The sequence below is a fragment of the Nocardiopsis sp. YSL2 genome, from assembly GCF_030555055.1.
Lineage (GTDB): Bacteria > Actinomycetota > Actinomycetes > Streptosporangiales > Streptosporangiaceae > Nocardiopsis.
Window position 1 is genome coordinate 1,738,441 of the sequence record NZ_JAMOAO010000001.1, and the last position, 14,153, is coordinate 1,752,593.

Sequence of the window (14,153 nt, forward strand, 5' to 3'; positions counted from 1 at the left end):
TCAGTGAGAAAGGTCACAAGCCTGGGAGAAGCGGATGATCCCGGCCCCCTCGCCCCCACGGTCTACCGCGCGGCGGTGATCGGCACCGGCTTCATGGGACGTGTCCACACGCACGCCGTCCGCGCCACCGGTGGCCGGGTCGTGGGCGTGGCGGGCTCCTCCCGGGACAAGGCCGAGCGCTTCCGCGCCACCCACGGCCTGGACCGCGCCGTCGGCCACGCCCTCGATCTCATCCACGACCCCGACGTGGACGTCGTCCACGTGTGCACCCCCAACCACCTGCACGCCCCGTTGAGCCTGGCCGCCCTGTCGGCGGGCAAGCACGTCGTGTGCGAGAAACCCCTGGCCACGGACGCGGCCACGGCACGCGGCCTGGTCACGGCCGCCGAGGAGGCCGACCGCGTCGCGGTCGTGCCCTTCGCCTACCGCTTCCACCCCATGGCCCGCGAGGCCCGCGCGCGGGTCGCCGCGGGCGCCATCGGCCGCGTCAGCCTGGCGCACGGCGGCTACCTCCAGGACTGGCTGCTCTCACCCGAGGACGACAACTGGCGGGTGGACCCCGAGCTGGGCGGGCCCACCCGGGCGTTCGGCGACATCGGCTCGCACTGGTGCGACATGCTGGAGTTCGTCACCGGCGACCGCATCACCGCGGTCAGCGCCCAGACCTCCCGCGTCAACGACACCCGCGGCGGCACGTCCCGACCGGTCACCACCGAGGACCTGGTCGCCTTCCAGTTCTCCACGCGCGGCGGCGCGATCGGCAGCGCCGTGATCAGCCAGGTCTCCCCCGGCCGCAAGAACCAGCTGCTCCTGGAGGTGGCAGGGAGCGAGGGATCGCTCGTCTTCGACCAGGAGCGCCCCGAGACCCTGTGGTCCGCCTCCCGGGGCCGCACCGCCCTCATCTCGCGCGACGACCCCGCCCTGAGCACCGACGCCGCCCGTCTGGTCACGGTGCCCGTCGGCCACCCCCAGGGCTACCAGGACTGCTTCAACGCCCTGGTCGCCGACACCGCCGCGGCCATCGCCGGGCACGACCCCGAGGGCCTGCCGCGCTTCACCGACGGCCTGCGCGCCGCCGTGTTGGCCGAGGCCGTGCTGGAGTCGGCCCGCGAGCGCCGCTGGGTCGACGTCCCGGGGGTGGACGGGGCATGACCGGCCAACCCCTGCTGAGGATGCGCGCCATCACCAAGTCCTTCCTCGGCGTACGCGTCCTGCACGGCGTGGACCTGGACCTGCGTGCCGGTGAGGTGCACGCGCTGGTCGGCGAGAACGGGGCCGGGAAGTCGACCCTGATGAAGGTGCTGGCCGGTGTGCACCGCCCCGACGGGGGCACCATCGACCTCGAGGGCGAGCGGGTCGCCTTCGAGCACCCGGTGCGGGCGCAGCGGGCCGGGGTCGCCACGGTCTTCCAGGAGTTCAACCTCCTGCCCGAGCGCACCGTCGCCGAGAACGTCTTCCTGGGCCGCGAGCCCCTGCGCCGGGGCCTCGTCGACGGCCGCGCGATGGAGCGCGCCACCGCCGCGCTCCTGGCCGACCTCGGGCTGGAGGGGATCGACCCGTGGCGGAAGGTGCGGTCGCTGTCGGTGGCCGAACAGCAGATCGTGGAGATCGTCAAGGCGCTCTCGCAGGACGCCCGCGTCATCTCCATGGACGAGCCGACCGCCGCGCTGGCCGACCACGAGGTGGAGGTGCTCTACCGGATCATCGGCCGACTGCGCGAGCGGGGTGTGGCCGTCCTCTACGTCTCGCACCGGCTCAGGGAGATCTTCGACCTCGCGGCGACCATCACCGTCCTCAAGGACGGGGACCTGGTCGGCACCTGGCCCGCCCAGGAGCTCGGGCCCGCCGAGCTGGTGCGCCGGATGGTCGGCCGTCCCGTCGCGGCGGTCTTCCCCGAGCCCCTCGAACCGCGCGGCGACCACGTCGGACGCGTCCGGCTGTCGGTGGCCGGGGCGGGCAACGCCCAGGTCGACGGGATCGGGTTCGAGGTCCGCGGCGGCGAGATCCTCGGCCTGGGCGGGCTCCAGGGCAGCGGCCGTACCGAGGTCGCCCACGGCCTGTTCGGAATCGCGCGGTTCACCCGCGGCGAGGTCCGCGTGGACGGCGAGGCCGTGAACCCGCGCTCCCCGCGCCAGGCCGTGCGCGCGGGCCTGGTGCTGGTCACCGAGGACCGCAAGTCCCAGGGCCTGGCACTGCACCAGTCGGTGCTGGACAACGGGCGCCTGGTCCTGGACGCCGTGTTCCCCTTCGGTTCCCGGCCGCGTGCCCGCCGGCTGCCCGGTGTGCTGTCGTCACTGGAACTGGTCGCCCGGGGCGGCCACGGCCAGGAGGTCCAGTACCTGTCCGGCGGCAACCAGCAGAAGGTCGTGCTGGCCAAGTGGCTGGCCGCCGACCCCGGCGTCATGGTGATGGACGAGCCGACCCGCGGCATCGACGTGGGCGCCAAGCAGGCCGTCTACCGGCTCATGCGCGAGCTGGCCGCGGACGGCGTGGCGATCGTGCTCATCACGTCCGAACTGCCCGAGCTCATCGGCATGGCCGACCGCCTGGTCGTGCTCGACGACGGCCGTGTCGCGGGCGAGCTGCCCGGCGACGCCGACGAGGAGGCCGTCATGGCCCTGGCCACCGGTTCCGCCCCGCGCGGGGAGGCGGCGCCGTGACACCCCTGCGGACCACCGTGCGGAGCCTCGGTTCGCGGCTCGGCACCACCGGACTCGTCTACGCCGCCCTGGTCGTCCTGCTGGCGGTCAGCGCCGCCTTCCTCGCGGCCCGCGGCGCCACCCTGTTCACCACCGCCAACACCGTCGACCTGTTCACCCGCAGCAGCCTGCTGGGCTTCCTGGCCATCGGACAGACGCTCGTCATCCTCTGCCGCTCGCTCGACCTGTCGGTGGGCCACGTCGCAGCGCTGTCCGCGCTGGTCGCCGCCACCACGATGGACGGCGACCCGTCCCGGATCCTGCTCGGGGCGGCCGCCGCCCTGGGCGTGTCGGCCCTGGTCGGCCTGGCCAACGGGCTCATCGTCACCGGCCTGCGGGTCAACCCCTTCATCACGACCCTGGGCACGGCACTGGTCATCCAGGGCTACCTGGACACGACCTTCCAGGGCCCGGCCGGGTCGGTGCCCGCCGCCTTCCAGGCCTTCGGCTACACCCGGATCGGTGTGCTGCCGGTCTCCACGCTGGTGATGCTCGGCCTGGCGGTGGCGGCCGTGGTGTTCCTGCACCGCACCCGCCTGGGCTACCACATGTACGCCGTGGGCGGTGACGCCGAGGTCGCCCGCCTGTCGGGTGTGCGCGCCGGAGTCCCCGTGGTCACCGCGCACGTCCTGTGCTCGATCACCGCCGGGGTGGCCGGACTGCTGCTGGCGGCGAGGTTCGGGACCGGCAACCCGCAGGTGTACGCCAACGGCTACGAGTTGGAGGCGATCGCCGCGGTCGTGCTGGGCGGCACCTATCTGCTCGGCGGTCGCGGCGGGGTGGCCGGAACGATCGCGGGCGTGTTCGTGCTGGCCACGCTCGACACCGTGTTCAACGTGCTCGCGGTCGACCCGTTCGTCAAGGACGTCCTGCGCGGCGCGGTCCTCGTCGCCGCGGTGGCCGTCTACGCCCGCGGGCAGCACTCCCGCGCGGCGACACGCGTGCGCTTCCCGTCCACGGGGCCGCCGACGCGGCCGCCCTCTCCGCCCCCGTCACTGACCGCGTCCCCGGGAGGCCGACGATGACCGCCCCCGTCTCCCCGACCCCCTCCTCCCCGCCGCCCGCCCCCGGAGCGGACACGCGCCGTCGTCCCCTGAGAGCGCTGTCCGCCCTGCCCAGGGGCGGCACGGCGACGGTCGCGCTGATCCTCCTGCTGATCTTCGTCGTCATCGCCACGCAGAACCCGTCGTTCTTCGAGGGTCCGCCGCTGATGGGGTTCGGCAAGAAGGCCGCCCCGCTGGTGATCCTCGCGGTGGGCCAGTACCTGGTGATCGTCTCCGGCGAGTTCGACCTGTCGGTCGGCTCACTGGTGGGCGCCCAGGTCGTGGTGGCGGCCAGGCTCATCGACGGCGACGAGGCGATGACGTGGCCGGTGCTGGCGCTCATGGTGGCCTTCGGGCTCCTCGTGGGCCTGGTGAACGGGTTGGTCACCACGCTGCTGAGGGTGCCGTCGATCATCACGACGCTCGGCACGATGCTGATCCTGTTCGGCGCGGTGCGCTTCTGGACCGGCGGCGCGCCCACGGGAGCGCTCTCGGAGGCCTTCCGTGTGCCCGGCCGCAACGGGATCGAGAACGTCCCCTTCCTCCACCAGATCCCCTGGGCGCTGCTCATCGCGGCGGCCGTCGTGGTCGCCGGCGTGCTGGTGATGCGCTCCCCGTACGGGCGCACGCTCATGGCGACCGGTGACAACGACACCGCCGCCGCCTTCTCGGGCGTGCGGGTGTGGTCGGTGCGCACGCTGGCCTTCATGGCGTCGTCGCTGCTGGCCACGCTCGCGGCGGTGCTCATCGGCGGCTACGCCGGGGTGACCGCCCAGGTCGGCCAGGGCCTGGAGTTCACCGCCATCACCGCCGTCGTCCTGGGCGGCGTGGTCCTGGGCGGCGGACGCGGCACCGTGCTCGCCGCCGCGCTCGGCGCTCTCACCGTGGAGGCCCTCTTCACCCTCTTCAACCAGCTGTACCTGCCCTCGACGATCCAGCCGGCGGCGCAGGGACTCATCATCATCGCCGCGGTGGCCTACGCCTCGCGCCGCGGCGGGCTTCGACTGCCCGGGCGCCCACAGCGGCGACCGGACCACCCGACCGGGCACACGCTCGGCTCTTCGAGGAGGTAACACACCATGCGCGTCCCCCCTGCGCTCCTGGCCGGCGCCGCCGGTCTGGCCCTGGTCCTGAGTGCGTGTACGACCGACACCCCCGACGACGGCACGGCCGAAGGCGCCGGCCTGACCCCGGACGGGGAGTGGTTCGACCAGGAGGAGTTCGACGCCCAGCTCGCCCAGCGCGAGATCACGCCCGAGGGCGACCCCGAGCAGCCCTGGCTGCAGGCGATCGAGCCCGAGTGGACCGATACGGGCGAGTTCGCCTCCGACGACCCGGGGGAGGCCACCGTGTGCTTCTCCAACGCCTCGGTGTCCAACCCCTGGCGCGTCACCGGCTTCATCACCATGGAACAGCAGGTGGAGGCGCTCCAGGAGGAGGGCCGCATCGGCGAGTTCCGGGTCTCCGACGCCGCCGACGACGACAACCAGCAGATCTCCGACATCCAGGCGTTCGTGGACGCCGGTGACTGCGACGCCATCATCGTCTCGCCGTCCACCACCGCCACTCTCACCCCCGCCGTGGAGACCGCCTGTGAGAGCGGTGTCCCGGTCATCGTCTTCGACCGCGGGGTCAACACCGACTGCATGGTCACCTTCATCCACCCCATCGGCGGCTACGCCTACGGCGCCGACGCCGCGGAGTTCCTCGTGGACGAGCTGGAGCCGGGCTCGACCGTCCTGGCCCTGCGCATCCTCCCCGGGGTCGACGTGCTCGAACACCGCTGGGCGGCGGCCCAGACCATCTTCGACGACAGCGAGCTGGAGGTCCTCGGCTTCGAGTTCACCGGGGGCGACGGCGCCCAGATCAAGGACCTGGTGTCCCAACACCTGCAGCGCGGCTCGGTCGACGGCATCTGGATGGACGCCGGTGACGGCGCGGTCGCGGGCCTGGAGGCCTTCGAGGACGCCGGGCAGCCGTACCCGGTCATCGCCGGCGAGGACGAGCTGAGCTTCCTGCGCAAGTGGGACGAGGAGGACATCACGGCGATCGCCCCGGTCTACTCCAACTTCCAGTGGCGGACCCCGGTCCTGGCCGCGAGCATGATCCTGGCGGGCGAGGAGGTTCCCTCGGAGTGGATCCTGCCGCAGGAGCCGATCCGGGAGGACGAGCTCCCGGACTACCTGGAGCGCAACGCCGACATGCCGTCCCTGCACTACGCGAAGTTCGGCGGCGAGGACCTGCCGGGCTTCCCCGAGGCCTGGACGGACCGGTAGATGCGCGCGCTGGGGGTCAACACCTGGGTGTGGACGTCGCCGCTGACCGACGCCGCCCTAGAGCGCATCGCGCCCCGCGTGGCGGAGTGGGGCTTCGACGCGATCGAACTGCCGGTGGAGGACGTCGGCGACTGGGACCCCCGGCGTGCCCGCGCCCTGCTGGACGGGTTGGGCCTGACGGCCTCCGTCGTGCTGGTCATGGGGCCCGGTCGCGAGCTCGTGGCGACCGGCCCCGGGACCCGCGCGGCCACCCAGGACTACCTGCGCCGGGTGGTGGACGCGGCGGCCGGGGTCGGCTCGTCCGTCATCGCCGGCCCCGCCTACGCCTCGGTCGGCCGTACCTGGCGGATGTCCGGGGCCGAACGGGCCGCGGTCTACGCCGAGCTGACCGAAGCGCTGGCACCCGTGGTCGAGCACGCCGCGGCCTCGGACGTGCGGTTGGCGGTCGAACCCCTCAACCGGTACGAGACCAGTGTCCTCAATACGGTCGACCAGGCCATGACCGCCCTGGCCGATCTGCCCGCCCGGCACTGCGGGCTGGCCCTGGACGTGTACCACCTCAACATCGAGGAGAGGGACGTGGCCGCCGCGATCGACCGCGCGGCCCCGCGCCTGCACCATGTCCAGGTGTGCGCCAACGACCGGGGCGCCCCCGGCGCCGACCACCTGGACTGGCCCGGGATCACGGCCGCGCTGGACCGGGCCGGGTACGGCGGCCCCCTGGTCATCGAGTCGTTCACCGCCGACAACGCGAGCATCGCCACGGCCGCCTCCGTGTGGCGGCCGCTGGCGGAGAGCCAGGACGCCATCGCCGTGGACGGCCTGGCGTTCCTGCGCTCCCTGCCGGAACCGGCGGTGCCGACCCGCCCCCGACCCGCCCCCAGACGGAGGTAGTGAGAATGCCGCGACCAGTCACCCTGTTCACCGGCCAGTGGGCCGATCTGCCGTTCGAGGAGTTGTGCTCCCTGGCGTCCGCGTGGGGGTACGACGGCCTGGAGATCGCCTGCTGGGGCGACCACCTCGACGTCACCCGCGCCGCCGTGGACGACGCCTACGTGCGGGAGCGGTTGGCGGTCCTCGAACGCCACGGCCTGGGCGTGTGGGCGATCTCCAACCACCTGCTCGGCCAGGCGGTGTGCGACGACCCCATCGACCAGCGCCACCGCGACATCCTGCCGGCGCGCGTCTGGGGCGACGGCGATCCCGAGGGGGTGCGCCGGCGCGCGGCCGAGGGGATGCGCACGACCGCCCGGGCGGCGGCCCGGATGGGCGTGTCCACGGTGGTGGGTTTCACCGGCAGCGCGATCTGGAAGTACGTGGCGATGTTCCCTCCGGTGGGCGAGGACGTGGTCGAGGCGGGCTACCGGGACTTCGCCGACCGCTGGAACCCGATCCTGGACGTGTTCGACGAGGTGGGCGTGCGCTTCGCCCACGAGGTGCACCCCTCGGAGATCGCCTACGACTACTGGTCCACCCAGCGGGCGCTGGAGGCGGTGGGACACCGGCCGGCCTTCGGCCTGAACTGGGACCCCAGCCACATGGTGTGGCAGGACATCGACCCGGCGGGCTTCCTGTGGGACTTCCGGGACCGGATCTACCACGTGGACTGCAAGGACACCCGCAGGCGGACGGGCAACGGACGCAACGGGCGTCTGGGTTCGCACCTGCCGTGGGGCGATCCCCGACGGGGGTGGGACTTCGTGTCGACGGGGCACGGGGACGTACCGTGGGAGGACTGCTTCCGCACGCTGAACGCGATCGGCTACCAGGGTCCGGTGTCGATCGAGTGGGAGGACGCCGGGATGGACCGCCTGGTGGGGGCCGCCGAGGCGGTGGACTTCGTACGCGCGCACGCCTACGACCCGCCGGAAGCGAGCTTCGACTCCGCCTTCGGTGGTCGGGAGGCCTGAGAAGTGGGCGGTGGGGTGCCGTCCGCCCGCGCCGGCGTCACCCCGTCGTGACGGCCGGGAGCCCTCCGCCCGCTCACATCATGGGGGCGATGACCACCCGGTAGTGGCCGCCCTCGGCGGTGGCGAGGTCCGTGCGGAAGTCGTTGATCCGGTTGACCGAGCGCTGGACGGTGTCGCTGCGCACGGCACGGGTGTCGGCGGTGGGCAGGTGCTCCCGGATGGACGAGATCGCCTCGTCGACGGACAGCGCGGTCGCTCTTCGCTCCGGTGTGACACTCCAGCCGTCATCGGACAGGCGGCTGATCGCGATCCGGAACATCCCGGTTCTCCCTGCGTTGTCGGGGGGGGCTGGAGCGCCATTCTCCCCCATCGCCCACGACCGCGGAAGAGCGGTCCGGTCGGGTGTGGACGGCGGCGCCGTCCGCACCCGGGTCCGGTCCGAGGCCCCCGTCAGACCTCCAGCTCCTCCTCGATCCCCTTGAGGCGGTGCCTGGCCAGGGCCAGGTTGGCACGCGCCCGGTCCAGCGCGAGGTAGAGGAACAGGCCCTGCCCCTTGCGGTTCGTGAGGGGACGGATGATGTGGTACTGGCTGGACAGCGAGATGAGGATGTCCTCCAGCCCCTGTTTGAGCCCGAGCTGGTCCATCGTCCTCATCTTGGCCCGGACGACCTCGGTGTTGCCCGCGGCGGCGACGTCGAGGTCCAGTCCGCTGGTCGAATTGAGCGATCCCAGGGACATTCCGCTGTTGTAGTCCACGACCGCGGCGCCGAGGGCTCCCTCGATCGCCATCATTTCCTTCAGTCCGGCTTCGATGTTCGGCATGTCCTTCTCTCTCCTTGTGGTCATGTGGCGCACAAGCGGCCGTTGGGCCATCCAACGGCGGATGCGCACGCGCCGTGGTTCGAACCGGCGACCGGTCACGCGATCACGGACCCCTTCCATGGGCGGTCGACCGATAGTGAGCGGAGCCCGGTCAGAACGCGGTCGAGCACCGCGCGGTCCACTGTGGACGCGGCTCGGGGGACGGAGCGTCCGCGCTCGCGCCGGGGCGGCAGTCGCGGGTGCCGACGGGACGCCGGCAGGTGTGCCGAGCCCGACAGGCCGCGCAGCCGCCGCAGAGCGAACCCGAGGTGACCGCGGTCCCGTTCCATCCGCACCTGCACGCACAGGTCCGATCCCTTCAGAACGGCGATCAACAGGTGGTGGTCGCCGTCGGTCACGACCACGTCCTCCACCGCCTCGGCGGTGTACTGGGCGCTGGCTCCGATGGCCCGGACGATCGCCACCGCCTCCGTGGGCCGGTCCTCGACACCGGCGAGGGAGACCGTCGCGCCCTCACGCCAGTCGACCAGCGAGACGCTGCGGACTCCGGGTGTCGTGAGCATCTCCCGCATCTGCTGGTCGATGGAGAGCACGGCGGCTCCTTCGGGGGAGAGCCGGGGGCGACGCACGTCGACCCTCGGGAGCGGTTGAGGCCCTCGGCGGCCCCTACGGACTCCACGACGATAGGACGCCTGGGCGAGCTCCGCAGGCATTCTCTGAATTACCTGACTTTCGTCCAGAAAAGTGGCAAACCATCACTATCCCGAAAGAAGCGACACAGGAGATTTATTCATCTTTGGGCGTCACAAAACAGTGGCCGCCCGGAACATACCGGGCGACCACTTCTGTCATGTTCCGGGTGCTTGCCGCACTGCCTTCCGGAGGAGGGGAATCACAGCCACACGACCTCGGACGTCTCCAGGTCGTAGCGCGCCGCGACGATCTCCAGACGCCCGGAGTCGACCTTCTCGCGCAGGTCGGCGTCCTGGCGCAGCTGCTCCGCGATGTGGACGGCGTTGGCCCGCACGCAGTCGTCGATGAAGTCCTCGCCGTCGTCGGGCGTGGAGTCGACGACCTCCAGGAGCTGCTCGACGAGGAAGCCGATGTGGCCCTCGGGCACGTCGCCGCTCTCGTGCGCCTCGACGGCGGCGGTGACGGCGCCGCACGACTGGTGGCCCAGGACGACGATGAGGGGGACGTCGATGTGCGCGGCGTAGCTCAGACTGCCCAGCACCGAGTCGTCCAGGACCTGCCCGGCGGAGCGGATGGTGAACAGGTCGCCGAGCCCCTGGTCGAACACCAGCTCCGGGGGCACCCGCGAGTCGGCGCAGCCGAGGACGCAGGCGAAGGGATTCTGGCCGTTGACGAGCTGGGCCCGTCGGCCGCGTCCCTCATGGGGGTGGCGGGGGCGGAAGCACCGCCAGCGCTCGTTGCCCTGCTTGAGCAGGCGCAGGGAGGACGCCGGGTCACCGGCGTCGGGCGTGCCCACCGGGTCCGCCCACGCGGACGCGGGGATCGCGGTGGCTACGGCGGCCCCGGCTCCACCGAGGAGGGAGGAGCGTAAGGCGTTGCGGCGTGTGATGGCCATGGCGTGAACTCAGATCCTCGCTATGGGGACAAAACGTGTCCCTGTCCCACAAAACGAGGTAAAACTACTCCTAGCTACGGCTCTGTCACTACACCCTTGACGGATTCCTAACGTCGTTGACGCCTTCCTCAGACGCAGGCCAGGCGCCCCGGCACACCCCGGGGGCCGACTATGCTGAGATACTGACCGATCGTTCGTTAATCGAGCGCCCGTGATCCCGACGACACCGGGCCCACGCCCCGTTCACCAGGGACGACCAGGAGGTAGATTCACCTACCGTGCCTCGATCATCCTCACTCGAACCGCCGCCCTCCCGCCGAGAGCCCGGCCGGCGCCGTTCCGGCCGCCCGGGCCACGACGCCGACTCCGTGCTGCGCGTGGCCGCGCGCGTGTTCAACGAGCGCGGGTACGACGGCACGAGCATGGAGGATCTGGCGCGCGCCCTGGGCGTGACCAAGTCCGCGATCTACCACCACGTCACCGGCAAGACGGAGCTGCTGCGGCGCTCCCTGGACCTGGCGCTGGACGCCCTGTTCGCGGTCACACGTGAGGAGGCCTCCACCAGCGGCCCGGCCATCGACCGCCTGGAGAACGTCCTGCGGGGCAGCGTCCGGGTTCTGGTGGAGGAGCTGCCGCACGTCACCCTGCTGCTGCGCGTGCGCGGCAACACGGAGGTCGAGCAGCACGCCCTGGCCCGCCGCCGCGAGTTCGACCACCTCGTCGCCGGGCTCGTGCGTGAGGGCATCGCCGCCGGCGAGATCCGGGGCGACGTGGACCCCGCGATCGCCGCGCGCCTGCTGTTCGGCATGGTCAATTCGATCGTGGAGTGGTACAGGCCGGACCGCGGACTGGACGCCGAGGAACTCGCCGAGTCCCTCTCCCGCATGGCCTTCCAAGGACTGCGCGCCTGAGGCGTCCGTCGAGGGCGGCGGTCCGCCCCCGCGCGATGCCCTCCGGGCGGTCGCGGGCGGGCGAATGGCCACATCAGGCCAGGAAGCAGCCCCGGACAGACCTGGCCAAGCGCCCCCCGCGTCCCTAGAATCCCTACACCGTCTCCCCCAACGGTTCAGGAAAGCGGCGCTCGTGACCGACCAGCTCTCGCAGGACTGGCTGACCCCTGCCATCGCCTTCTCCGTGTCCGTGTGCGGTTCGGTCCTCGGCCTGGCCTTCGCCGGCCGCGCGCGACGGGCCCGCGGTGCCGCCCGGTGGCAGTGGCTGATCCTGGCCGCGTTCTCGCTCGGCGGCATGGCCGTGTGGTCCATGCACTTCATCGCGATGATGGGCTTCAGGGTCGCCGGCGCCCTGATCCGCTACGACGCCTTCCTCACCCTGGTCAGCGGCGTCACCGCCGTGGTGGTCATGGGCGCGGCGCTGACGATGACCATCCGCAGGCGCACGCTGCCCTGGATTCTCGCCGGGGGCGCTCTCGCGGGCGCTGGGGTGGTCGCCATGCACTACACGGGCATGGCCTCGATGAACATGCACGGCACGATGCACCATGCTCCGTCCGCCATCGCCGCCGCCTGCGTCATCGCGCTCGTGGCGGCCACGGTGGCGATGTGGTTCTCGGCCCGGCTGCGCGGCGCACCCGCGATCGCCGCCGGATCCCTCGTGATGGCGGTCGCCGTGACGAGCGTGCACTACACGGCGATGACGGGCGTCAGCGTCGCGGCCCCGGAAGCGGTCCGGACCGACCCGCCGCCCGGCTCCACCGCGGCCGACCTGCTGCTGCCGGTGATCATCGGACTGTTCGTCCTGCTGCTCGTGTGCAGCCTCTTCCTGATGCTGGGCGAGGAGGAGGAGCGGGTCGACCCCTCCCCCTCCGGCAGCGGCCCTCAGCACCCCCACGGGACCGCGCGGAGCACGCCGGAGGACTACAGGCCCCGGCACGGCACCGACGATGTCTGGCACCGCCCCCGCCGGTAACGGCGCGACCGCGGGGCAACACCCGGGAAACATGTGACGCATGTCTCATTCGACGTGCCGGGCCCCTGGACAGCCCTGCACGCAGGGAGACCTCGCGCGTCAACCTTGACTTCATGACTTGAACTCAACCATCAGATTTCAATCAGAGTTGCGGCCTGGGTCACTCTTTTGCTTAAGGTTCTTGAAGGCAACGACGCCTAGGGCCGCACTTTGCCTCTCGTTGGTGAACTCAACGAGCCGAGTGCGAGTCGCGGTCCCGTACCCCCGGTTGCCGTCACCGAGCACCTTCTGGAGATCCCGTGAGCACCACCGCACCCGCCGGACCGCACCCGCCCGCGGTCCGACCACCGAACCTGCGCTACGTCGTCTTCATCGCCGCTGCCGCCGCGCTGGGCGGATTCCTCTTCGGCTACGACAGCGCGGTCATCAACGGAGCGGTCGAGGGGATCCGGGGCCGGTTCGGCGTCGGGCCGGCGGCCCTCGGCGCGGTCATCGCCATCCCCCTGCTCGGTGCCGCCGCCGGTGCCGTGATCGCCGGCCGTCTGGCCGACCGCGTCGGCCGCCCCCGGGTCATGCAGCTGGCCGCGCTGCTGTTCGCGATCAGCGCCGTCGGTTCGATGCTGCCCTTCACCGTATGGGACCTGGCGGTCTGGCGCGCCCTCGGCGGCATCGCCATCGGCATGGCGTCGGTCATCGCCCCCGCCTACATCGCCGAGGTCGCCCCGGCCGCCTACCGCGGTCGGCTCGCGTCCTTCCAGCAGGCCGCGATCGTGCTGGGCATCGCCGTCTCGCAGCTGGTCAACTGGGGCCTGCTGTCGCTGGCCGACGGCGACCAGCGCGGCACCCTGCTCGGCCTGGAGTCCTGGCAGGTCATGCTGGGCGTCGAGATCGTCCCCGCGGTGGTCTACGGAGTGCTCGCGCTGCGGATCCCCGAGTCGCCGCGCCACCTGGTCGCCACCGGCCGGACCGAGGAGGCCAAGAGGGTACTGGCCGCGGTGGAGGGCGGCGGCGACCTGGACGCCGAGGTCGCCCGGATCGACGCACGGATGCGCGGCGAGCACAAGCCCGTCCTGCGCGACCTCTTCGGCGGCCGCACCGGCCTGCTGCCCATCGTCTGGGTCGGCATCGGCCTGTCCGTCTTCCAGCAGCTCGTCGGGATCAACGTGATCTTCTACTACAGCTCCTCGCTGTGGCAGTCGGTCGGTATCGACCCGAGCAGTTCGTTCCTCTACTCGTTCACCACGTCGATCATCAACATCCTCGGCACCGTGATCGCGATGCTGCTGGTCGACCGGATCGGCCGCAAGCCGCTGGCCCTGATCGGCTCGGCCGGTATGGCCGTCTCACTGGGGCTGGCCGCCTGGGCGTTCTCGTTCACCACCGAGATCGACGGGGAGATCGCCCTGCCCGACCCGCAGGGTGCCGTCGCCCTGTTCGCGGCGCACGCGTTCGTGCTCTTCTTCGCCCTGTCCTGGGGCGTGGTCGTGTGGGTGATGCTCGGCGAGATCTTCCCCAACCGGATCCGCGCCGCCGCGCTCGGCGTCGCCGCCTCCGCCCAGTGGATCGCCAACTGGCTCATCACCGTCAGCTTCCCGTCCCTCTCCGACTGGAACCTGGCCGGTTCGTACGTGATCTACGCGGCCTTCGCCCTGCTCTCCATCCCGTTCATCCTCAAGTGGGTGCCCGAGACCAAGGGCCGGACCCTGGAGGAGATGGACTGAGGCGCCGATCCCCGACGAGGCGGGCCACCGCGGTGCGGCGGCCCGCCTCGCGCGCGTGAAAAACCTGTGGCGCGACGGACGGGAGCGCACCTAGGATCGACTCGCCCGAACGCCCCGTGCGCGTGCACGACGGCCGACGACGACGGAGAGGAACGTGCCATGACGGAC

At 71.7% G+C, this 14,153-nt stretch carries 14 protein-coding genes; 10 read left to right on the forward strand and 4 right to left on the reverse strand.

Translation table 11 applies throughout. The features are described 5' to 3' along the window. The first annotated feature begins 3 nt into the window (after positions 1 to 3). From M1P99_RS07480 to M1P99_RS07510, 7 genes are read left to right on the forward strand one after another with little or no spacing between them, the layout of a single operon-like run. A complete protein-coding gene (locus M1P99_RS07480) occupies positions 4 to 1,152 on the forward strand; it encodes a Gfo/Idh/MocA family protein (RefSeq protein WP_304455619.1) in 1,149 nt (382 codons plus the stop codon). Then, a complete protein-coding gene (locus M1P99_RS07485; RefSeq protein ID WP_304451926.1) occupies positions 1,149 to 2,660 on the forward strand; it encodes a sugar ABC transporter ATP-binding protein in 1,512 nt (503 codons plus the stop codon). The genes M1P99_RS07480 and M1P99_RS07485 overlap by 4 nt, the downstream gene beginning before the upstream one ends. After that, on the forward strand, positions 2,657 to 3,724 hold the full coding sequence (locus M1P99_RS07490; protein ID WP_304451927.1) for an ABC transporter permease: 1,068 nt from the start codon (positions 2,657 to 2,659) through the stop codon (positions 3,722 to 3,724). The genes M1P99_RS07485 and M1P99_RS07490 overlap by 4 nt, the downstream gene beginning before the upstream one ends. Further along, positions 3,721 to 4,815 (forward strand): ABC transporter permease, encoded by a 1,095-nt coding sequence (locus M1P99_RS07495; RefSeq protein ID WP_304451928.1) that lies wholly within the window; start codon positions 3,721 to 3,723, stop codon positions 4,813 to 4,815. Before M1P99_RS07490 ends, M1P99_RS07495 begins: the two co-directional genes overlap by 4 nt. Positions 4,816 to 4,821: 6 nt before the next feature. Next, positions 4,822 to 6,018 (forward strand): substrate-binding domain-containing protein, encoded by a 1,197-nt coding sequence (locus M1P99_RS07500; RefSeq protein WP_304451929.1) that lies wholly within the window; start codon positions 4,822 to 4,824, stop codon positions 6,016 to 6,018. Continuing rightward, positions 6,019 to 6,912 (forward strand): sugar phosphate isomerase/epimerase, encoded by an 894-nt coding sequence (locus tag M1P99_RS07505; RefSeq protein ID WP_304451930.1) that lies wholly within the window; start codon positions 6,019 to 6,021, stop codon positions 6,910 to 6,912. A 5-nt stretch (positions 6,913 to 6,917) separates the two neighbouring features. Continuing rightward, a complete protein-coding gene (locus M1P99_RS07510) occupies positions 6,918 to 7,928 on the forward strand; it encodes a sugar phosphate isomerase/epimerase (protein ID WP_304451931.1) in 1,011 nt (336 codons plus the stop codon). Positions 7,929 to 8,001: 73 nt separating this feature from the next. Here M1P99_RS07510 and M1P99_RS07515 read toward each other — a convergent pair whose 3' ends face one another. The 4 genes from M1P99_RS07515 to M1P99_RS07530 form a co-directional block, all read right to left on the reverse strand. Continuing rightward, positions 8,002 to 8,247 (reverse strand): hypothetical protein, encoded by a 246-nt coding sequence (locus M1P99_RS07515; RefSeq protein WP_304451932.1) that lies wholly within the window; start codon positions 8,245 to 8,247, stop codon positions 8,002 to 8,004. A gap of 131 nt (positions 8,248 to 8,378) precedes the next feature. After that, the gene (locus M1P99_RS07520; RefSeq protein ID WP_304451933.1) at positions 8,379 to 8,750 is read right to left on the reverse strand and encodes a hypothetical protein; all 372 of its coding nucleotides are present in this window, start codon (positions 8,748 to 8,750) and stop codon (positions 8,379 to 8,381) included. 95 nt (positions 8,751 to 8,845) lie between these two features. After that, positions 8,846 to 9,343 (reverse strand): hypothetical protein, encoded by a 498-nt coding sequence (locus M1P99_RS07525; RefSeq protein ID WP_304451934.1) that lies wholly within the window; start codon positions 9,341 to 9,343, stop codon positions 8,846 to 8,848. Positions 9,344 to 9,642: 299 nt separating this feature from the next. Further along, the gene (locus M1P99_RS07530; protein ID WP_304451935.1) at positions 9,643 to 10,338 is read right to left on the reverse strand and encodes a carbonic anhydrase; all 696 of its coding nucleotides are present in this window, start codon (positions 10,336 to 10,338) and stop codon (positions 9,643 to 9,645) included. A 377-nt stretch (positions 10,339 to 10,715) separates the two neighbouring features. On the opposite strand from M1P99_RS07530, the gene M1P99_RS07535 reads away from it, so the two are divergent. The 3 genes from M1P99_RS07535 to M1P99_RS07545 all read left to right on the forward strand — a co-directional run bounded on the left by M1P99_RS07535 (position 10,716) and on the right by M1P99_RS07545 (position 13,985). Next, positions 10,716 to 11,249 (forward strand): TetR/AcrR family transcriptional regulator, encoded by a 534-nt coding sequence (locus M1P99_RS07535; RefSeq protein ID WP_304455620.1) that lies wholly within the window; start codon positions 10,716 to 10,718, stop codon positions 11,247 to 11,249. 172 nt (positions 11,250 to 11,421) lie between these two features. Then, positions 11,422 to 12,264, forward strand: coding sequence for an MHYT domain-containing protein (locus M1P99_RS07540; RefSeq protein WP_304451936.1), 843 nt, complete (start codon positions 11,422 to 11,424; stop codon positions 12,262 to 12,264). Between the two features lie 299 nt (positions 12,265 to 12,563). Continuing rightward, positions 12,564 to 13,985 (forward strand): sugar porter family MFS transporter, encoded by a 1,422-nt coding sequence (locus tag M1P99_RS07545; protein ID WP_304451937.1) that lies wholly within the window; start codon positions 12,564 to 12,566, stop codon positions 13,983 to 13,985. Positions 13,986 to 14,153: the final 168 nt, after the last annotated feature.

Excerpts from the sequence above, each read along its gene's own strand:
- M1P99_RS07485 (WP_304451926.1), top strand. The coding sequence starts at position 1,149 with ATGACCGGCCAACCCCTGCTGAGGATGCGCGCCATCACCAAGTCCTTC.
- M1P99_RS07495 (WP_304451928.1), top strand. The coding sequence starts at position 3,721 with ATGACCGCCCCCGTCTCCCCGACCCCCTCCTCCCCGCCGCCCGCCCCC.
- M1P99_RS07500 (WP_304451929.1), top strand. The coding sequence starts at position 4,822 with ATGCGCGTCCCCCCTGCGCTCCTGGCCGGCGCCGCCGGTCTGGCCCTG.
- M1P99_RS07505 (WP_304451930.1), top strand. The coding sequence starts at position 6,019 with ATGCGCGCGCTGGGGGTCAACACCTGGGTGTGGACGTCGCCGCTGACC.
- M1P99_RS07510 (WP_304451931.1), top strand. The coding sequence starts at position 6,918 with ATGCCGCGACCAGTCACCCTGTTCACCGGCCAGTGGGCCGATCTGCCG.
- M1P99_RS07515 (WP_304451932.1), bottom strand. The coding sequence starts at position 8,247 with ATGTTCCGGATCGCGATCAGCCGCCTGTCCGATGACGGCTGGAGTGTC.
- M1P99_RS07520 (WP_304451933.1), bottom strand. The coding sequence starts at position 8,750 with ATGCCGAACATCGAAGCCGGACTGAAGGAAATGATGGCGATCGAGGGA.
- M1P99_RS07530 (WP_304451935.1), bottom strand. The coding sequence starts at position 10,338 with ATGGCCATCACACGCCGCAACGCCTTACGCTCCTCCCTCCTCGGTGGA.